This window comes from Sphingobium sp. (assembly GCF_048594625.1).
Taxonomy (GTDB): Bacteria; Pseudomonadota; Alphaproteobacteria; order Sphingomonadales; family Sphingomonadaceae; genus Sphingobium.
This window is the reverse complement of the sequence record NZ_JBMDWL010000077.1, coordinates 1-18,786: the sequence shown is the minus strand read 5'-3', so window position 1 is coordinate 18,786 and position 18,786 is coordinate 1. Positions and strand designations below refer to the sequence as shown.

The following is an 18,786-nucleotide window of genomic DNA, read 5'->3' as shown; positions in this document are numbered from 1 at the left end:
CTTCACGACGGTCTAACTTCGCTAACTTCTTTCTCATTCACCATCGAAAGTTTCGGGTAAACGATATGCGTGGGACCATCCATGATCGTTGCGGGGGCGATAAATAGGGAAATTTCTGCACGACTGGCTTCGCCATGTCGGCTGGACGACCAGGATTAGCGCGGCAGAGACATGTAGGACAGCATCAGCAGTCCAGCGCCCGCCGCAATGTGCGGCGATAGGGGATGCGGTCCAGTTTCGCCATCAGATCGGCGAAGGGATGATCCGTCGTGATCGCCGGTTCAGGCGCCGGAGGATTGGCGTCGGGTCGTCGCCGCAACGGATGACGGAATGATATGGTCTTCCACATGACGCTCTCCACGAAGCGACCTTTCGTGCCGCTTATGGAGAGATACGCAGCGCCATGCCCCTGAGTTCCCGCCTTTATTCCGCGACGGGCAGGGCGCGGGCCTCTTCCGACTGGGGATCGCGGGTGAGGACGTCGAGCGGCTCCACCGCCTCGATCTCCTTCCCGCCGGTTTCGACGTCCAGATCGCGGAAGCGGCGACCGGCGGGCAGGACGGAGCGGTCGAAGCTGCCGACGAATTTGTTGTAATTGTCCACCGCGCTGGTGAGGCCGGTGCCCAGACGTTTCAGATGGGTCGCGGCGGTGGCGAGCCGTTCGTAAAGCTGTTTGCCAAGGTCGGCGACTTCGCGGGCCTGATCCTGCATCTTTGCCTGACGCCAGTGCCCCGCGAGCGTGCGGGCGAGGGGCAGGAAGGTCGCCGGGCCGCAGATGATGACGCGGTTGCGCGCGGCGCGTTCCCACAGGTCCATGTCCGCTTCCAGCGCGGCGGTGACGAAATTGTCGCCCGGCACATACATGATGACGAAATCGGGCGCCTTTTCGAACTGTTCCCAATAGGCCTTTCGCCCCAGCGCGTCGGCATGGGTGCGCACGGCGCGGGCATGATCGGCCAGATAGCGTTCGCGCGAAGCGGGATCGACCTGATCCACCGCGTTCAGATAAGCCTCCAGCGAGCATTTGACGTCGACCACCAGTTGCTGGTCGCCGGGCAGGCGGATGATGAAGTCGGGGCGCAGGCGGGCTTCGGAACCATTGGCCTCCACGGTGACGGAGACTTCCTCCTGAAAGTCGACGAAGGCGGAAAGACCGGCGGTTTCGATGAGATTCTTGAACTGCTGTTCGCCCCAGCGGCCGCGCGTCTTGGGCGCGGCGCGCAGCGCGTTGACCAGCTTTGCGGTTTCTTCGCGCACCTGCCCCTGACCCTGCTGCACCTGCCCGATCGCTTCGCGCAGTTCGGCATAGCTGCCCACGCGATCCTTTTCGACGCGGGCGAGGCCCTCTTCATAGCGTTTGAGGGTGGTTTCGACGGGATTGAGCAGGGTCTTGAGCTGCGCCTCGCTCTTTTCGCTGGCCTGGGCGAAACGCTGATCGGCGCGGGTGAGGAACTGGGTCTGCGCCTGATCGAGGAGCTTGCCGCCGATTTCGCTGAACTGGGCGGACAGCTGTTCCTTCGCATCCCGGAGCGCGGCGATCTGCTGTTCGAATGCCTGGGCGCGGGCCTGGCTGTCGGATCGCAGGGCGGTGAGTTCGCGCAGCGCGGCTTCGCGTTCACCCTGAACCTGATCGAGGCGCTGGGCGGCGGCGGCCTGCACCGCGTCCAGTTTCTGCGCGGCGGCGAATTGCATGGCGTCGATCCGCTGGTCGAAGCTGCCCTGTGCGGATTCGAGGCGGGCGACATGGGCGGCGGCCTGCGCCACCCGTTCCTTTTCCACTGCCAGTTCGGCGATGGCGGCATTGCGCTGGGCGGCTGCGGTGTCGAACCGGGCCGTCAGGTCGGCCTTTTCAGCGATGAGGGGCGCCTGCGCCTTGCCCTTGAGCAGCCAGCCGACCGCAAGCCCGATCAGCAGCGCGATGACGATGAGAAGGGCGGCGAGGCTGTCCATAGAATATCCTTTGGGAACGAAACGGGAACCTAGCCGTGCCCGCCCGATCCCGCAAGCCGGTTCGTCAGGTCAGTGTCGCGCGGAAGGCGGCAAGCCGGTCGATCGCCCGATCCAGCGTTTCGTCCGATTTGGAGAAGCAGAGGCGGACCAGATGAGTGACGGCGCGATCGGGATAGAAGACGGAGATCGGGATGGCCGCGACCCCGGCTTCATCGATGATCCGTTCGCAGAAGGTCACATCGTCGATCGCGATGCCCGATGCGGGCAGGTCGATGGAGAGGAACCATGTCGCGCCGCTGGGCTGAACGGCATAGCCAGCGCGCGCAAGGCCCACCGACAGGCGATCGCGCGAGGCCTGATAGGCGGCGCGCTGATCCGCCAGCCATTGGTTCGGCCAGCCAAGGCCTTCCGCGACAGCCCATTGCAGGCCCGGCGGGGTGGTGAAGGTCAGGAACTGATGCGCGCGGGCGAGCAGGGTGGCGAGCGCGGGCGCGGCGCACATCCAGCCGACCTTCCACCCCGTGACCGAAAAGATCTTGCCCGCCGACCCGATCTTCACCGTGCGGTCGCGCATGCCGGGATAGGCCATGAGCGAGCGATGGTGATGGCCGTCATAGACGGTTTCCTCCCACACTTCGTCACAGATGGCGATGAGGTCGTGGGCGACGCAGATGTCGGCCAGCAAAGCGAGTTCTGCATCGCGCATGACGATGCCGGTCGGATTGACCGGATTGTTCATGAGGAGGATGCGGGTGCACGGCGTGATCGCCGCCGCCAGCGCGGCGCGGGTGATGCGCCAGTCGGGCGGGGTCAGCGTGACCATCGTCGCCACGCCGCCAGCGCGCTCCACCAGCGGCAGATAAGCGTCGTAGAGCGGGGCGAGCATCAGCACTTCGTCGCCCGGCTGCACCAGCGCGAGCAGGCTGGCGGCGATCGCCTCCGTCGCGCCGGAGGTGACGAGGATGTCCTGCGGGGCAAGGTCGAGCTGCTGATGGCGGGCATAATGATCGGCCACCGCGCTGCGCAGTTCGAGGAGGCCGGGCATGGGGGGATATTGGCTGGAGCGGTGGAGCATGGCCCGTGCTGCCGCCTGCAGGACATCCGCCGGGCCGGGGCCTTCGGGAAAACCCTGTCCCAGATTGATCGCGCCGGTTTCCCGCGCCCGTGCGGACATATGTTCGAAGATGGTGGTCGGCATGTCCCGGTAGACGGGGTGGCCGATGGGGCGCGGATCGGTCATGCCATCCGCTATAGCCGGGCCGTCCGCCGTTGGGAAAGCCCGGCCTTGAGGCCTGATGCGGTCGGGTGGGACCGGATCAGGCCTCAGCGCGTCTTTTCGACATGGACCGTCGGTGGCAGCTGTCGGCCTTGAAGGCGTTAACTTCGCACATTTCCCGCTTGTTTCGACATGATAATATAATGGTGGGACATATTATTTCGTGGCGAAACTCCGTTCGGACGGGTGAGGATTAGCCCCCTCACCCGCCTGTAGGACAGGCTTCTGTAGGAAGGGCGCGCGCCATCAGGCGGCGGGCACGACCTGCATGTCATACACCACGACCTTCTGCCACAGATGTTCGCAATTCTTCACGAAGGCCTGATGGATCGGATGATCCTGATAGGTCTTCTGGTCGACCGCATTGGAAAACAGCATCAGTTCCGACACGTCGAAGCTGTTGTCCACAACGTCGCGCTTTTCGGTGCTGGCGGGGACGCCGACCTGAAGGTTGCGGATGACCGGAATGGCGGCCAGTGTCCGTAGCCCGGCGATCAGGGCGTCACGATCCTCGACATTGCCGGGACGCTTCAGCCAGAAAAAGACATGGTGGACGAGAGACGGCGCGGCCGATGGCGTCTTTGCCTCCGCCGCCGATCCCGTTGCGGATATGGCGATGCCCGCGCCGCCCAGTGCCATCATCGTTGCCAACTCCCTTCTGCTCGTTTCCATCGTCTCTATCCTTCGTGGGTCAGGCGGTTTTTCGCCGGTGATGCCGTTCAGCCGATGGGCGCGATGGATTCGCGTTCCATCAGCCGATAATCGAAAATCTCGTCGCTGATCCCGTCTCCCACATGATCGGGCGTCCGGTCGCGCGAAATCGCGGCGATCAGACACTGGGTCGCGCGAAAGGCCATGTCCTCCACCGGCTGGCGCACCACGGTGAGCGGCGGCCATATGTGCGAGGCGAGCACGGTATCGTCGAAGCCGGTGACGCTAAGGTCACGGGGCAGGTGCATGCCCATATGGCTGGCCTGCGCAATGACGCCGGCGGCCAGATCGTCGCTGCTGCATATGACGGCGGTCGGCCGGTCCGCCAGCGCCAGCAGGGTGCGACCCGCAGCGACGCCGGACGCATAGTCGAAATCCCCCTGCCGCACGATCAGTTCGGGCAGGGCGGCGATGCCATGATGATTAAGCGCGCGCAGGAACCCGTCGAGGCGGGCGGGCACCACGCTGCTGTGATCGGGACCGGCGATATAGGCGATGCGGCGATGACCGCAGGCGATGACGCGTTCGGTGATGGCATGCATGGCGCACAGATTGTCGATGCGCACGGTCGTGATGTCGGGCAGGGGGCGGCCGGTCGCGATGCCCGCCATGGGCACGCCCAGTTCGCCGATGACGTCCGACCCGCTGAGCAATTCGGCAAAGGGCGGGACGAGGAGGATGGCGTCCGCGCCGCTGCGCACCAGATCGCACACGCCCCGTTCGGCCGCTTCTGGACCGGTGCCGTCGCCTTCGCGCAGGATGAGTTGCAGGCCATGGGCGTTGGTGGCGCGCAGGGTGCCGACCAGTATCGATTCCAGGAACGGCATCCGCCGCCCGCTGTAGATGAGGCCCAGCGTCGTCGCCCGCGCCTTCGCCAGGCGGCGGGCGGCGAGGTTGGGGACATAGCCAAGGTCCGCGATCGCCGCGCGGACCGCCGCCACGGTGGCGGCGCTGGCGCGGCCCGCGCCGTTGATGACGTTCGATACCGTCATCGCCGACACGCCCGCCCGTTCCGCCACCGCGCGGATCGTGACCCCATTCTGCTTCCGTCTGGTCATGCGCTCCATATCCCCCTCCTGACCCCCTGTAGCGGCTTTATGGCAGCTTCATAGGGGGGAGAAGGAGGGGAGCGCCCGGCGCGCCGGATGCTGGGCGCGGCGTCAGATCATGCCCCCCTTCATCTGGGCCATGGCATGGTCGACCGCACGGGCGGTCAGCGCCATGAAGGTGAGCGAGGGGTTGACGCAGCTGATCGAGTTCATCTGAGCGCCGTCGGTGACGAACAGATTGGATGCGTCATGCGCCTGGTTCCATTTGTTGAGCACCGAACTGCGCGGATCGTCGCCCATGCGCGCGCCGCCCATTTCATGGATGGCGTCGCCCGGCACATGTTCGCGCGCCGAGCTTTCGACATTTTTAAGGCCCGCGGCGCGCAGCATCTTTTCACCCTGTTCGCGCGCATCCGCCATCATGCGGAATTCATTGTCGCGGAACGAGATGTCGAAGCGCATCTGCGGCACGCCGAACCGGTCCTTCTTGTCCGGGCTGAGCGATACGCGGTTATCTTCATAAGGCAGGCATTCGCCAAAGGCGCCCATCTGGAATTTCCAGCCGCCATATTTGCGCATGCCATCCTTCATCGCCGCGCCGAAGCCCACCGGCTTTGCGACTTCGCGATAGGCGCCGCCCTGATAGCCATAGCCGCGCTTGAACCCGACATCTTCGCTGGGGTCGTTGTTGCGGAAACGGGGGACATAGACGCCGCCGGGGCGACGGCCATATTCGATAAATTCCTCCATGCCCGGAATGTCGCCCTTCACGCTGACGCGGAAGATATGATCCATAACATAGCGGCCCAGCGTGCCGCTGCTGTCGAAATGGCTGCGTTCGCCGCCGGGCTGGCGCGAATTCATCAGGATTTGCAGGGTGGCGAGCGTCGACGCGTTGAGGAAGACCATGCGCGCCTTCACCGTTTCGGCCTGACCCGTCTTGGTATCGACGAAGCGGACGCCCGTGACCTTCTTGGTCGCGGGATCATAGTCGAGATTGGTGACCATCGCGTCCGAACGCAGCGTCAGCTTGCCCGTGGCGCGGGCCGCGGGCAGGGTGACCGCCTGGGTCGAGAAATAGGCGCCGAAGGAACAGCCATTGCCGCACTGGTTGCGGTGCTGGCATTTGGTGCGGCCCTGTTCCGGCTTGTCCTGCGTAATGTTGGACAGGCGGGCATTGATCAGCTTGCGGCCGGGGAACTGCCCTTCCAGTTGCTTCTTCATCCATTTTTCCGCCACGTTCATGGGCATGGGCGGCATGAAATGGCTGTCGGGCAGATAGGGGAGATTTTCGGTCGATCCCGATACGCCGATATATTTTTCGACATAGTCGTACCAGGGGACGAGGTCGTCATAGCCGATCGGCCATGCGCCGCCGATGCCTTCGCGTTTGTTCGCTTCGAAATCGGCCTTGCTCCAGCGGAAGCTCCACCGGCCCCAGATCAGCGACTTGCCGCCCACGGCAGCCGGGCGAATCCAGTAGAATTTGCTGCCATTGTCGTAATCATAGGGGTTCAGGCGGTCATTATTATAATAGGCCTGATTGCTGGGCGCGACATAGCCATGTTCGGAGATGAAATAGTCGGTCTGCTTGAGTGGCGCGGGCATCACGTTGCGCGCAGGCACCTCATAAGCGGGCTTGCCGTCATATTTATAGTCTTCGCCATGTTCGACCATGATGCCGCGATCCAGCATCAGGACGCGCAGGCCCTTTTCCGTCAGTTCTTTCGCGGCCCAGCCGCCGCTGATGCCCGAACCGATGACGATCGCATCAAATCTGTCCGTGGAAGCCATGTTGATCCCTTCCGAGGGTGAATATCTGAATCTGGTTTTAGAGCGCGCTGTGTTAAACGGGAGGCAGGTCGCGCGTTCTAAGCTTTTGTTGTCGCATCGTTTTAAGCGGAAAACCGGTACCCACTTTTCCGCACGATACTTTAAAATTTCAGCGCGCGCAGCGTCTGGAAACTCTTGGTGATGTCCGGCAGGTAGGGCGCGGGCGACTGGTCGTTTTCGACGTAGAAATGCTTCACCCCGGACGTGCCGTTCAGTTTGAAGATGCTGGCGAAATCGACGGTGCCAAGGCCCACCGACGTCATCGACTTGTCGGGGCGCATGTCCTTTACATGATAGGCATAGATGCGGCCGGGCAGACGCCCGATCAGCGCCTTGGGGTCTTCGCCCGCATGGATCGCCCAGTAGAGGTCGAGTTCGATCTTCACCAGAGCGGGGTCGGTTTCCTTCACCAGACGGTCGAACAGGCTGACACCGTCGGGCTTCACGGTGAATTCGAAGTCGTGATTATGATAGGCAAAGCCCAGGCCCGCGTCCTTCAGCTGCTTGCCGATGCGGTTCATGTTGGGGAGCGTGGCGCTCCACGCCTGCGCCGTGCGATGCTTGTCCACCATATAGGGCAGGATGATGGTGTCGGCGCCCAGCGTCTTCGCCATGGTCAGGCTGGCGTCGAAATTGTCCATCAGCGCGTCGTAGCTGACATGGATAGACGGCGCCTTGAGGCCGAGCCGGTCCATGGTGGCGCGCAGCATCTTATGGTCCATGGCGTCATAGCCGCCACCGCCATATTCGACTTCGCGATAGCCGATCTTCGCCACCTTTTCGAGCGTGGCGACCGGATCGGCCGCGAAGAGTTCGCGCACCGTATAGAGTTGCAGACCGATATTGCCGAGGCGCCGGCCAGCGGCGGTCCTTGCAAGCAGCGGCTGACCAGCGAGCGCGGCGAGGCCGCCGGCGCCCAGCAGCATGTGGCGACGGTTCATGATCATGCGGAAAACACCTTCTTGACCTTGGAATAGGGATAGGCGCCGTCATATTCGCCGGGCACCGGCAGATATTCGCGTTCCTGCGTCATGCCGATTTCGGAAGTGTAGTACCCCACGATCACCATCTGCCGGAAGGCTTCGAAAAACTCTTCGCCGCCCGGAATTTCGTCGTTCATCGCCAGCGTCAGCAGCGCATCATGCTGGGCCGGGGTCGCCTTGGTCGCGGGGATCTTGTAATCCTGCCAGCAGCGGCCGTCGATTTCGGCAAGGCCGGTGATGATCGGCGTGCGGTCGTCCGGAAAGGACCAGTCCGACAGCAGTTTTTCGATATAGGCCGGGACGCCCGCCGCGATCGCGCCGGGGGTGTCGGTGGTGGGAATGACGCGATCGGTAAGCGCTGTCATCAGCGCGCGCTGATCATCGGTGAAGAGCTTGAAGTCCGGCGCCCCTTCGTCGATCACCGGTATCGTGCCGGGGATGAGCCCCGCGGCGCGCGCGATCGGCGCGAAAAGCTGCGCGCCGAACAGGGCGGCAAGCCCCCCCAGCGCATGTCTGCGATCCAACATTGTCACTCTCCCTTCTGGGCGTCTGTCGTGGCCGTTTCGGCCGTTATGGCTGTTTCTGGCAGGGGGCGGACCCAGATGTTGCGGAAGGACACCGGGCTGTCATGATCCTGCAACTGGATCGGCGCGGCCGGCCCATGCGCCTGATACTGGGCGATCGAGCGCCATTTGGTGGTGCCCAGCATCGCCTGATGATTTTGCACCAGCACGCCGTTCAGCAGCACCGTCACATAGGCGGGGCGCTTCACGCTGCCGTCGGCGGCGAAGCGGGGACGTTCGAAGATGACGTCGTAGCTCTGCCACTCGCCGGGCTTGCGCGACGGGTTCACCAGCGGCGGTTTCCACGCATAGACAGACCCCACCGTGCCGTCGGCATAGGTCGGGTTCTGATAGCCGTCGAGGATCTGCACTTCATAGCGCTGCATGAACCAGATGCCGCTATTGCCGCGATCCTGCGACGTTTTCTGCGGCGGATTGGGCGAACGAAATTCCAGATGCAGCTGGACGTCGCCAAATTGCTGATTGGAAATGAGGTTGTTTTCGCCGCCGCTCTTGGCGCGGGACGGGATGGTCATGATCCCCTTTTCCACCGTCCAGGGGCCGCGTTCGCCATGCCATGCGTCGAGCGATTTGCCATCGAACAGAATGATCGCGTCGGACGGCGCGCCGCCCGGCTGCGCGCCGGGGGTGACGACGGTGGGGGCGGGACGATCCGGGTCGTGGACGTGCCACTGGCTGCCCGGCAGGATCGGGGTGTCCCTAAACCCCAGCTTGCCTTCGGGTATTTTGGCGGCCGGGGCGTTCTGGGCCGTGGCGGGCGGGCCGACCATCATGATGGTCGCCAGTGCCGTGCCGATTGCGATGCGCTTCATCCTCTCGCTCTCCATCATGCTTTATCGATTGTGCGATAGGCGGCGATGAGGCGGTCTTCGCCTTCCCTCCCGCTTACCGAATTGCCATGTTCCATGCCGATGACGCCGGTGTAGCGACGTTCGCGCAGCCAGCGCACGATATTGGCATAGTTGATTTCGCCGGTGCCCGGTTCCTTGCGCCCCGGATTGTCGCCGAACTGGATATAGCCGATGTCGGACCAGCAGGCGTCCAGCGTGGGGATCAGGTTCCCCGACTGGATCTGTTCATGATAGAGGTCCGCCAGGATCTTGATGCCGGGGCTGTTGGCGCCGCGCGCGACGGCATAGCCCTGCGCGATCGACTGCATGAAGACGCCGGGATGGTTGGTCCGGGTGTTGAGCGGCTCCATCACCAGTGCCAGGCCATGGGGCGCGACGATGTCGCCCGCGCGGCGCATGCAGTCGATGATGCGGCCGGTCTGGATGTCCGGCGGCACCTTGCGATCCATGAAGCCGGTGACGACGGTCATATGTTTGACGTTCAGGCGCTTGGCGACCTCCACCGACGCGCGCACGTCGGCCAGGAAGGCTTCGCGTTCGGCATCGTCGTTCGCGCCCAGCAGCGGGCGGAAGTCGGCCCATTTGGGCATGGAGGCGACGAAGACGCCCATGGTCATGCTGCGTTGCGACAGGGCGCGGGCCATCGCTTCCTGCTGTTCGACGGGGCGGGCGCGGGCTTCATTATCTTCCCAGGCGCGGAAACCCTGATCGGCGGCATAGGCGATCTGTTCGATGAGGCCGCCCCGGCTGGCAAAGCTGCCTTCATGCGGGGCGTAAGCCAGCGAGAAATGCGCGGCGTTGGAGCTGCCCTTTCCAGCGGCGGCGGCCAGCGCCGGGGTGGCGGCGGCTGCGGCGGCGATGGTCCCTGCCATCATCGTGCGGCGGGAGATGGTCATGCTTCAACCTTCCGGCTGCCGGCGCGCCGTTCGGCGAGCCAGATGCCGCCGAACACGACCAGCAAAGTGATCGGCACGAAGGTCAGGCGGGCGAAGGATTGCGATGCCGCGGCATCCTCCACGGCGCGGAGCGCTGCGCCCGTCAGGCGGGTGAAGGCTTCGGGACCGCCCGCGATTTCGACCTTTGCCTGGTCGAACATTTCACCGAGCTGCGGCAGGACGAAGAAGCTGGCGAGCGCACCGGCCGAGCCGACCAGACCCAGCGCCCAGCTGTCACCGCGTGGATAGCGTTCCGCGACCGAGGCGAGCATGGTCGGCCACATGGCGCAGACGCCAAGGCCCCAGACGGTCGAAGCGAGGATCGCCGACACCGGCGATTGCGCCTGCGACAGCATGAAGAGGCCAATGGCCGCCAGCAGGCTGGACACCCAGAGCAGGCCGGGGTTGGACAGGCGACCGGCGATCTTTCCCGCGAAATGGCGGAAGACGAACATCAGCGCGCTGACATAGACGAGCAGCAGGATGCCGCGCATGCCCACGCGATTGGTGAGCGCGACGTCGATCCACTGACCCGGCGCCAGTTCGGACGAAGCGGTCAGGAACATCGCGCCGAACCAGATGAAAAAGCTGGGACGGCGGAACACTTCCAGCATCATGTCCTTCATCGCCCGGCTGCCTGCGGTGGCGGGGGGCGCGGGGAAGGTGGTGGTGGCGGCGATCAGCACGACGCCGATGGCGGGGATATAGGCGAGCGCCATGATCGCCTGCCACGGCAGGGCGGAGGCGAGGAACACGCCGGCAAGGCCACCGACGATCAGGCCGCCGGGATACCAGGCGTGCAGCACGTTGAGGCGATGGGTGGTGTCTTCGGGATAGAGTCGGGCGGTCAGCGGATTGATCGACGCTTCGGCAAAGCCCCAGCCGATGCCGGACAGCAGCATGCCGAACCAGACCAGCTGATAGATGCCCGTGCCGCTGGCAAAGCTGCCCGCGCCCACGATCAGCGTCGTGCCGATCAGGAAGGCGATGCCGCAGCCGATGAGGACACGGCGCACGCCCAGCGTGTCGAGAAAGGCGCTGACCACGAAGACCGTGATCGAAAAGCCGAGAAAGGCGGAGCCGAGCGCGGCCCCGATCATTTCGCCCGCCGCGATCGGCGCGACCGGATCGATCCATTCCGCCTTCAAGCTGCTGGCGATCGCCGCGCGCAGCGCCGCGCTCATCGAGGCGGTGAAGAGCGCAAGCACGCTCAGCCAAAACAGCCTCTGCCGGTTGATAACCGCCATTTACGCTCCTCCTACCCTGTAGCCCCGGCTGCTTCTGGTCCGCCGGGGTCGTATGTTCCGTGCGATCAGGACAGGCCCAACCAGCTGCGGGTGTTGGCCGGATCGCCACCGCCCGCAAAGTCGTCAAAGGCGCGTTCCGGCCGGCGGATCATATGCGCTTCGATAAAGGGTGCGCCTTCGCGGGCGCCGTCTTCGGGATGTTTCAGGCAGCATTCCCATTCCAGCACCGCCCAGCCATCATAGCCATATTGGGTCAGGCGCGAGAAAATGCCGGTGAAGTCGACCTGACCATCGCCCAGCGAACGGAAACGACCGGGCCGGTCGATCCAGTCGGCATAGCCGCCATAGGCGCCCGCCTTGCCGGTTGGATTGAACTCGGCATCCTTCACATGGAACATCTTGATCCGGTCGTGATAGATGTCGATGAACTGAAGATAGTCCATCGCCTGCAACACGAAATGGCTGGGATCGTAGAGGATGTTGGCGCGGGCATGGCCGCCGACCGCATCGAGGAAGCGTTCGAAGGTCAGGCCGTCGTGCAGATCCTCCCCCGGATGCAGTTCGTAGCAGACATTGACGCCCTGTTCGTCGAACGCGTCGAGGATCGGACGCCAGCGACGGCCCAGTTCGGCGAAGGCTTCGTCCACCAGACCCGCCGGGCGTTGCGGCCAGGCATAGAAGAAGGGCCATGCGAAAGCGCCGGAGAAGGTCGCATGCGCGTTGAGGCCAAGGCGACGGCTGGCCTTTGCCGCCAGCTTCATCTGCTCTGTGGCCCATGCCTGCCGTTCGGCCGGTTTGCCATGGACTTCCGGCGGAGCGAAGGCGTCGAACGCGGTGTCATAGGCGGGGTGCACCGCAATCAGCTGCCCCTGCAAATGGGTCGACAGTTCGGTGATCTCCACGCCCGCTTCGCGGCAGCGGCCGATCAGTTCGTCGCAATAATCCTGACTTTCTGCGGCAAGGGCCAGATCCATGCAGCGCGGATTGTTGCTCGGCACCTGAATGCCCTTATAGCCCGCATCGGCCATCCAGCGGGCGGCATTGTCCAGCGTGTCGAACGGGGCGGCATCGCCCATGAATTGCGCCAGAAAGACGGCGGGACCGCGCATGGGCATGAAAGACTCCGTTACTTCAGGCTTTTGAGATAGGCGATAAGGGCGGCGCGCTTGGCCGGATCGGGCGTGCCGATCGGCATGCGGGTGCCGGGTACCTTCTTCATCGGCGCCGCCAGAAATTCGTCCAGCGTCTTGTCGTCCCAGCGCAGCTTCGCGCCCTTGAGCGCGGTGCTGTAGTTGAAGCCGGGGAGCGATGCGGCGGGACGACCGGCCACACCGAACAGATTGGGACCGATGCCGTTCTTGCCATCCTTCTGCACATTGTGGCAGGCCCGGCAGGCGCCGAAGGCAGGCGGCGGCGTTTGGGCCATGATCGGCGCGGCAGACGCGAAAAGGGCCGCAGTTGCGGCGAAACAGATCAGGCTGAGGCGTGCTATCCTCTGCATTCTCGACTCTCCTTTTTGTTTATGCCCTATTATTTACCGGTAAACCGTGGCAGATCAAGTGCCTGAATGATTGCGCTATCAAATAGAGTGTTTTCTAAGCAGGTGAAATCACTGGCGGAAGCGGAAAGCGCGCCAAATGAGAAACTTACGGCAGCCTCCGATCCGGTCGGATCGGAGGCTGCCTCAAGTCGCAGGAGGGAGAGAGATGGAAAAGCGAATTTTGCGTCTGGGTATGGCCGGTGGCGGCGAAGGTGCGTTCATCGGCGCGATACACCGCAACGCCGCCGGGCTGGACGGCGACTGGCGGCTGGTGGCGGGCGCGTTCAGCGGTGACGAGGCGCGCAACCGCCGGTCGGGTGAGGCGCTGCACATCGACCCCGCGCGCACCTATGCGAATATCGATGCGTTGCTGACCGGCGAAAATGCCCTGCCTGCCGACGAACGAATCGACGCGCTGGCGATCGTGACGCCCAACCATTTGCATGCGCCCATGGCCATCGCCGCGCTGGACGCGGGATTCCATGTCTTTTGCGAAAAGCCGATGGCGATGAGCGTCGTGGAGGCCGAAGCCATCGCGGCGGCGGCAGCGCGGTCGGGCAGGCATTTCGGCCTGGCCTTCACCTATAGCGGTTATCCGCTGGTGGAAGAGGCGCGGGCGCGCGTGGAACGGGGCGATTTCGGCAAGATCCGGCTGGTACAGGTCGAATATTCGCAGGGCTGGCTGGCGCAGGCGATCGACACCGAAGGCAACAAGCAGGCCGAGTGGCGCACCGATCCGGCCAAGGCGGGCCTTGGCGGATGTCTGGGCGACATTGGCACCCATGCCTATCATCTGGCGGAGCTGGTGTCGGGGCTGCGCGTGACGGAAGTGTGCGCCGACCTGTCCATCCATGTCGCGGGACGGCGGCTGGACGACGACATCAATGTGCTGTTGCGGCTGGAAGGCGGCGCGCGCGGCGTGCTGAAGGCTTCGCAGGTCGCGGCGGGCGATGAAAATGGCCTGAAAATCCGCGTCCATGGCGAACATGGCGGGCTGGAATGGTCGCAGATGGAGCCGAACAGCCTGACGCTGCGCTGGCTGGATCGCCCGGCGGAAACGGTGCGGGCGGCAGGGCCGGGGCTGGCGCCGTCGACACTGGCGCGGCTGCGCACGCCGTCGGGCCATCCCGAAGGCTATATCGAGGCGTTCGCCAATCTCTATCGCGCCTTTGCGACGCGGATCAGGGGCGGGGACGAATGGTTCCCGTCGGTCGAGGATGGCCTGCGCACCATGGCCTTTGTCGAAGGCGTTATTGCCAACGACCGGTCGGGCGAAAAATGGACGGCGCTTGGCTGAGCCATTCCGGGGCTGGCTGGCAGAGCCGCCTCATGGCGGGCGAAGGCGGCCGGATGGCGTTAGGGGCATCCATCCGGCCGCCGCGCTGCCGCCCCGAAATCGGGCATGGGGGCGGCGCGAAACTGAAGGCTGCGTCGTCGGTCGTCGGAGCCTGATCCGTTCGGGCTGCGCGTGTCGAAGCCCCTTCCTTTTTTTGGCGTGGGATATTCCAAAGAAGGGATGCCCTTCGACAGGCTCAGGGCGAACGGACGGAAAATAGCCTATGCGATCCTAGCGGTAACCGGCCGCGGCGAGGATGGCGAGCAGGTCCATGCGCTTTACGTTGAGCGACGGGGCGGGGCTGACGTCGATCCATTCGTCCACCGAATGGCCGCGCCCGCCGGTCGCCGCGCGGGGGATGGTGATGCCCGGAATGCCAAGGTTCATCGGCACGTTCGCATCGGTCGACGACACGCTGAGCCGCGCCTTCACCCCCTGCGTCGCATAGGCGGCGGCGGTCTGGCTGACGAGCGGGCTGTCGGTGGCGGTGGTCCCGGCCGGGCGATCGCCGATCAGTTCCTTCACCACGCTGATCGCGCCGTCGCGGGTCGAGCGGGCGGCATTTTCCGACGCGACGCCTGCATCGACCTGCGCCAGCACTTCCTTTTCCAGCTTCGCGAGTTCGGCGGCGCTGGCCGAGCGCATGTCGAGTTGCAGCCACACTTCGTTGGGGATCGCGTTGACCGACGATCCGCCACCCACGACGCTGGCGCTGTAGGTGGTCCTGGGGTTGGCGGGGACCGGGATCTTGTAGATGTTGACGATCGACTGGCTCATTGCGGTCATCGGGTTGACGAGACCGAAGGCGCCGAAGCTGTGGCCGCCGGGGCCTTTAAAGGTCAGCTTGTACCGCTTCGACCCGACGCCGCCGTTGATGAGGCCATCGGTCGATCCATCGTCGATCGAAAAGAAGCTGGCGATCCGGTCCTTATATTTGCCCTTGAAGAAGAGGTGCTTGACGCCGCGCAGGTCGCCCAGCCCTTCTTCGCCGACGTCGCCGACGAACAGGATGTCCATGGGGGTTCTGATCTTTGCCGCGACCAGCGCCTTGATGAGGCTGAGCTGCGTGGCGAGGCCCGATACGTCGTCGCCGATGCCGGGGGCGTGGAGTTTCGTCCCTTCGCGGCGGACCTTCACATCGGTGCCTTCGGGGAAGACGGTGTCGAGATGGGCGGATACCACGACCAGCTTGCCGCCGGGCTTGCCGGTGCCGCGCATCAGGCCCAGCACATTGCCTTCCTGATCAATCTCCACATCGGCAAGGCCCGCGGCCCTGAACATGTCGGCATAGGCCTTTGCCCGAACCGCTTCCTTGAACGGTGGGGCAGGAATTTCGGTCAGCGTGATGATGTTGGCGACCCAGTCATCATGTTCGCTTTCCAGCGCAGCGAATGCGCTCTTCACGGCCGGGCGATCCTTGATCGTCGCCAGCAGCCGGGTGTCGGCCGGGGCCGGGGTGACGCCCTGCGGCCCCACCTGCCCCTGAGCGCTGAGGCCCACCGACAGGGACATGAGCGAACCCGCCACCATCATCTTCAACAGTCCGTGCTTCATCTCATGTCCCCTTGTCCCTGTGTGACGGCACCATGTTCAGGTGCCGTCATAGCCGTTTCAGATCAGAAGCGAACCTTCGCCCCGACCGTCATGTAACGGCCGATCGTGTCATAGTGGATCGCGCCATAGGTGGTGAGCGGCGGATCGCGATCGAACAGGTTGTTGACGTTGGCGAACAGGGTGAATTTGTCGACATTCACCTGTGCGCCCATGTCGACATAGATGCGGCTGCCGATGTCGTTGTTGGCCAGGTTCAGCAGATGGTTGAACTGGCCGCCACCGACATAGCGGACGCGCGCATCGACCGAAACGTCGCTGCTGGAGTAGGTGATCGCACCCGTGGCGCGCCAGTGCGGCGTGCCGAAGTTCACATTGTCGCCCACGTCGCCAGCGCGGTCGACCGTGCTGTTGCCGTCGTTGATGATGACTTCGGGAACGTAGGTGGCAAGAGCGCGCAGGCGCATGGTGCCGCCCAGAGTGCTGCTGACCTTGTTGAGGGGCAGGGTATAGGTCGCTTCGATGTCCACACCCTTGGTCCGATATTCGGCGAGGTTAATATAGGTGGTGTAGATGGTCGTGGGCGCACCGGCGGCATTACGTTCGATCTGGCTGCACAGGACGGTGTTGCCCGCCGCGCAGTTGGAGATGACGTCCTGCGCACCGAGCGAGGTGATCGCGTCCTTCAGCTTGATGTTGTAATAATCGACCGACAGGTTGAAGCCCGGCAGGAAGGTGGGCGTGAAGACCGCGCCCAGCGTCAGCGTGCTGCCGACTTCGGGCTTCAGGGCCGCATTGCCGCCGCCGAAGCGGGTGATGGCATAGGTCTGGCCATTTTCCAGCACGTTGGTGAAGCTGGTCGTGGTGGTGGTGAACAGTTCGGCAAGGCTGCCCGAACGGATGTCACGCGAACGCGACACGCGGATCAGCAGGTTGTCGAAGATGCGGTCGGTCAGGCCCAGTTTCCATGACCAGATGCCGCCGCTGGTGGAATAGCGGCTGTAACGGGCCGCGCCGTTGACGTCGAGCTTGCTGAAGGGCTGATCCAGCAGCGGCACGGCGACTTCGGCGAAGCCTTCCTGCACGTTGAACCCGCCGTCGAGCGGCGAGAAGTTGAAGCGGCTGAAACCACGGGCAGCCGACACGGCGTCGAGGCTGTTGGTGACCTGTTCTTCCCAGCGTGCTTCGGCGCCGACCGCGACCGAGACGGGACCGGCCCAGGTTTCGAACAGATCGCCGCGAAGGCTGGCGCCCGCCGTGTCGAGCTTCGTCGTGTAGACGACGCGAGCGACATCGCCGAACACATAGTTGATCGCGTCCTGGCTGGCGGCGCCTTCGCCCAGGATGTTGAGCGGACGGCAGGCGGTGTTCGCGTCCGTCAGGGCGGCGCGGCAGACGATGTTGCCGCTGGAATTGCGCACCGCATCCAGAGCGGCGGTCAGCTTCGCGCCGTTGATCTGGTTGTGATAGCTTTGCATGTTGCGCATTTCGCCATGGCCATAATAGGCCGAATAGCGCCACTTGCCGTCGGCGAAGCTGCCATCGACGCCGACTGCGCCTTCCACATTCTGGCGGTAATAGTCGAAGGTGCGATAACCATAATCTTCGAACACGCGGCCGATCGACACGCGGGTTTCGCCGGCTGCTGCCAGCTGGCTCTGGATCGCGGGCGACAGATAGGGGTTGGTCGCCGAAATCGAGTAGCTGCCGCTTTCCGCATAGAAGGGATATTTCGCCCAGATGCGGCTGTAGCTGCCGTCCGCCCAGAAGGTGGCGTCGCCCACTTCGAAGCTGGCGCGGGCATAGCTGTTGACTCGCTGATAGGGGTTGGTCAGCGAATATTGGTCGTTGGTGGCGACGCCTTCGCCGCCGACCATGGTGGCGCCATTGACCATGCTGCCGTACTGGAACGGACGCAGAGTGCCGTCCTGATTGAAGGTCTGGCCCTTGAGCGCGGTGCCCGACGTGATGAGGCCGCCCAGGCTGGTGTTCGCGGCGTTGACGTCGCGGATCAGGATCGGCGTCGCGCCGGCGCCTGCGGGGGTGAAGATGTTGGCGCTGCCGACATTCTTGCGCGAGTTGCGATCCAGAATGCCTTCGTCATTCTGATATTCCGCGCCGATCATGAAGTGGCCGCGACCACCGGCGAAATTGGTGCCGAAGGTGCCGTCGATGCTGTAGCGATGACCGTCGCCGCGCGAGGACAGGCCGTTCTGGACGCCGAGCGTCAGCCCTTCCAGTTCATCGTCGAGGATGATGTTGACGACGCCGCCGATCGCGCCCGAACCCCAGGCAGCCGATGCGCCGCCGGTGACGACTTCGACGCGCTTCACCAGACCCTGCGGCACGGTGTTGAGGTCGACCGCGCCGGTGAAGCGGCGGTTGTTGAGCAGGGTCAGCGTGCGGGTGACGCCAAGGCCGCGAAGATCCATCGCGGAGGAGGATGAGTTGGTGTTGGCGACGGTGCTGGCGGGTGACTGGGTCGCGCGGAATTGCGGCAGGTCGTTCAGAACCTGCGCGATGCTGGGACGGGCGCCCTGACGCAGTTCGGTTTCGCCGATGACGGTGGTCGGCGTCGGCGCTTCGAAACCCTTGCGGTCGATGCGCGAACCGGTGACGACGATGGCGGGCTGCGCTTCGTCTTCGGCGGCGGGGGCGTCAGCCTGTGCCATGGCGGCGCCGCCATGGGCGAGCGTCAGGATGAAACAGGCACTGGTGCCCAATAGAAGGTTGCGAAACCCGGTCTTATAATCAGTCATATATCGTCCCTTTTCGTTTCTTTTTCTTCGCTTTTTTTCGTCCGCATGCCTGAGCGGCTCTCTTTTTATCCGTTGAAAATCTGATCAGTCGGCCCGGCGGAACAGCAGGTCGTAGGCGCGGCCTTCGCCAAAGCGCAGGGCGTTGATCGCCCCGCTGGCGTCACGCTGGAACTTGACCGTG

General features: G+C 64.1%; 16 protein-coding genes. 1 reads left to right on the top strand and 15 read right to left on the bottom strand.

Going from position 1 to position 18,786, the window contains the following annotated elements:
* Nucleotides 1–184: 184 nt before the first annotated feature.
* From ACOJSJ_RS09460 to ACOJSJ_RS09400, 13 genes are all read right to left on the bottom strand, one after another.
* A complete protein-coding gene (locus ACOJSJ_RS09460) occupies nt 185–349 on the bottom strand; it encodes a hypothetical protein (RefSeq protein ID WP_420144734.1) in 165 nt (54 codons plus the stop codon).
* A 74-nt stretch (nt 350–423) separates the two neighbouring features.
* The gene (rmuC, locus tag ACOJSJ_RS09455) at nt 424–1,950 is read right to left on the bottom strand and encodes a DNA recombination protein RmuC (RefSeq protein WP_420144733.1); all 1,527 of its coding nucleotides are present in this window, start codon (nt 1,948–1,950) and stop codon (nt 424–426) included.
* A gap of 64 nt (nt 1,951–2,014) precedes the next feature.
* Entirely contained in the window at nt 2,015–3,190 is a 1,176-nt protein-coding gene (locus ACOJSJ_RS09450) for an aminotransferase (RefSeq protein WP_420144732.1), read from the bottom strand.
* 282 nt (nt 3,191–3,472) lie between these two features.
* Nucleotides 3,473–3,868: a Dabb family protein gene (locus ACOJSJ_RS09445; protein ID WP_420144731.1), complete on the bottom strand. Its 396-nt coding sequence runs from the start codon at nt 3,866–3,868 to the stop codon at nt 3,473–3,475.
* 77 nt (nt 3,869–3,945) lie between these two features.
* A complete protein-coding gene (locus ACOJSJ_RS09440) occupies nt 3,946–4,995 on the bottom strand; it encodes a LacI family DNA-binding transcriptional regulator (RefSeq protein WP_420144730.1) in 1,050 nt (349 codons plus the stop codon).
* 102 nt (nt 4,996–5,097) lie between these two features.
* Nucleotides 5,098–6,780 (bottom strand): GMC oxidoreductase, encoded by a 1,683-nt coding sequence (locus ACOJSJ_RS09435; protein WP_420144729.1) that lies wholly within the window; start codon nt 6,778–6,780, stop codon nt 5,098–5,100.
* A gap of 140 nt (nt 6,781–6,920) precedes the next feature.
* The gene (locus ACOJSJ_RS09430) at nt 6,921–7,766 is read right to left on the bottom strand and encodes a sugar phosphate isomerase/epimerase family protein (protein ID WP_420144728.1); all 846 of its coding nucleotides are present in this window, start codon (nt 7,764–7,766) and stop codon (nt 6,921–6,923) included.
* Nucleotides 7,763–8,329 carry a gluconate 2-dehydrogenase subunit 3 family protein gene (locus ACOJSJ_RS09425; protein ID WP_420144727.1) on the bottom strand — a complete coding sequence of 189 codons (567 nt, stop codon included), beginning with the start codon at nt 8,327–8,329 and terminating at the stop codon, nt 7,763–7,765. The genes ACOJSJ_RS09430 and ACOJSJ_RS09425 overlap by 4 nt, the downstream gene beginning before the upstream one ends.
* Before the next feature lie 2 nt (nt 8,330–8,331).
* Nucleotides 8,332–9,198, bottom strand: coding sequence for a 3-keto-disaccharide hydrolase (locus ACOJSJ_RS09420; protein WP_420144726.1), 867 nt, complete (start codon nt 9,196–9,198; stop codon nt 8,332–8,334).
* A 14-nt stretch (nt 9,199–9,212) separates the two neighbouring features.
* The gene (locus tag ACOJSJ_RS09415) at nt 9,213–10,133 is read right to left on the bottom strand and encodes a hydroxypyruvate isomerase family protein (RefSeq protein WP_420144725.1); all 921 of its coding nucleotides are present in this window, start codon (nt 10,131–10,133) and stop codon (nt 9,213–9,215) included.
* A complete protein-coding gene (locus ACOJSJ_RS09410) occupies nt 10,130–11,419 on the bottom strand; it encodes an MFS transporter (protein WP_420144724.1) in 1,290 nt (429 codons plus the stop codon). Before ACOJSJ_RS09410 ends, ACOJSJ_RS09415 begins: the two co-directional genes overlap by 4 nt.
* A gap of 65 nt (nt 11,420–11,484) precedes the next feature.
* The gene (locus ACOJSJ_RS09405) at nt 11,485–12,528 is read right to left on the bottom strand and encodes a sugar phosphate isomerase/epimerase family protein (RefSeq protein WP_420144749.1); all 1,044 of its coding nucleotides are present in this window, start codon (nt 12,526–12,528) and stop codon (nt 11,485–11,487) included.
* Between the two features lie 17 nt (nt 12,529–12,545).
* Nucleotides 12,546–12,920, bottom strand: coding sequence for a c-type cytochrome (locus ACOJSJ_RS09400; RefSeq protein ID WP_420144723.1), 375 nt, complete (start codon nt 12,918–12,920; stop codon nt 12,546–12,548).
* A gap of 205 nt (nt 12,921–13,125) precedes the next feature.
* On the opposite strand from ACOJSJ_RS09400, the gene ACOJSJ_RS09395 reads away from it, so the two are divergent.
* Nucleotides 13,126–14,256: a Gfo/Idh/MocA family protein gene (locus ACOJSJ_RS09395; RefSeq protein WP_420144722.1), complete on the top strand. Its 1,131-nt coding sequence runs from the start codon at nt 13,126–13,128 to the stop codon at nt 14,254–14,256.
* Nucleotides 14,257–14,526: 270 nt separating this feature from the next.
* Here the strand turns inward: ACOJSJ_RS09395 and ACOJSJ_RS09390 are convergent, their stop codons facing one another.
* Nucleotides 14,527–15,849 (bottom strand): M20/M25/M40 family metallo-hydrolase, encoded by a 1,323-nt coding sequence (locus tag ACOJSJ_RS09390; RefSeq protein ID WP_420144721.1) that lies wholly within the window; start codon nt 15,847–15,849, stop codon nt 14,527–14,529.
* 62 nt (nt 15,850–15,911) lie between these two features.
* Nucleotides 15,912–18,605: a TonB-dependent receptor domain-containing protein gene (locus ACOJSJ_RS09385; RefSeq protein WP_420144720.1), complete on the bottom strand. Its 2,694-nt coding sequence runs from the start codon at nt 18,603–18,605 to the stop codon at nt 15,912–15,914.
* Nucleotides 18,606–18,786: the final 181 nt, after the last annotated feature.

Excerpts from the sequence above, each read along its gene's own strand:
- ACOJSJ_RS09420 (WP_420144726.1), bottom strand. The coding sequence starts at position 9,198 with ATGAAGCGCATCGCAATCGGCACGGCACTGGCGACCATCATGATGGTC.
- ACOJSJ_RS09430 (WP_420144728.1), bottom strand. The coding sequence starts at position 7,766 with ATGATCATGAACCGTCGCCACATGCTGCTGGGCGCCGGCGGCCTCGCC.
- ACOJSJ_RS09400 (WP_420144723.1), bottom strand. The coding sequence starts at position 12,920 with ATGCAGAGGATAGCACGCCTCAGCCTGATCTGTTTCGCCGCAACTGCG.
- ACOJSJ_RS09410 (WP_420144724.1), bottom strand. The coding sequence starts at position 11,419 with ATGGCGGTTATCAACCGGCAGAGGCTGTTTTGGCTGAGCGTGCTTGCG.
- ACOJSJ_RS09385 (WP_420144720.1), bottom strand. The coding sequence starts at position 18,605 with ATGACTGATTATAAGACCGGGTTTCGCAACCTTCTATTGGGCACCAGT.
- ACOJSJ_RS09390 (WP_420144721.1), bottom strand. The coding sequence starts at position 15,849 with ATGAAGCACGGACTGTTGAAGATGATGGTGGCGGGTTCGCTCATGTCC.
- ACOJSJ_RS09450 (WP_420144732.1), bottom strand. The coding sequence starts at position 3,190 with ATGACCGATCCGCGCCCCATCGGCCACCCCGTCTACCGGGACATGCCG.
- ACOJSJ_RS09445 (WP_420144731.1), bottom strand. The coding sequence starts at position 3,868 with ATGATGGCACTGGGCGGCGCGGGCATCGCCATATCCGCAACGGGATCG.
- ACOJSJ_RS09395 (WP_420144722.1), top strand. The coding sequence starts at position 13,126 with ATGGAAAAGCGAATTTTGCGTCTGGGTATGGCCGGTGGCGGCGAAGGT.
- ACOJSJ_RS09425 (WP_420144727.1), bottom strand. The coding sequence starts at position 8,329 with ATGTTGGATCGCAGACATGCGCTGGGGGGGCTTGCCGCCCTGTTCGGC.
- ACOJSJ_RS09435 (WP_420144729.1), bottom strand. The coding sequence starts at position 6,780 with ATGGCTTCCACGGACAGATTTGATGCGATCGTCATCGGTTCGGGCATC.
- ACOJSJ_RS09415 (WP_420144725.1), bottom strand. The coding sequence starts at position 10,133 with ATGACCATCTCCCGCCGCACGATGATGGCAGGGACCATCGCCGCCGCA.
- ACOJSJ_RS09405 (WP_420144749.1), bottom strand. The coding sequence starts at position 12,528 with ATGCGCGGTCCCGCCGTCTTTCTGGCGCAATTCATGGGCGATGCCGCC.
- rmuC (WP_420144733.1), bottom strand. The coding sequence starts at position 1,950 with ATGGACAGCCTCGCCGCCCTTCTCATCGTCATCGCGCTGCTGATCGGG.
- ACOJSJ_RS09440 (WP_420144730.1), bottom strand. The coding sequence starts at position 4,995 with ATGACCAGACGGAAGCAGAATGGGGTCACGATCCGCGCGGTGGCGGAA.
- ACOJSJ_RS09460 (WP_420144734.1), bottom strand. The coding sequence starts at position 349 with ATGTGGAAGACCATATCATTCCGTCATCCGTTGCGGCGACGACCCGAC.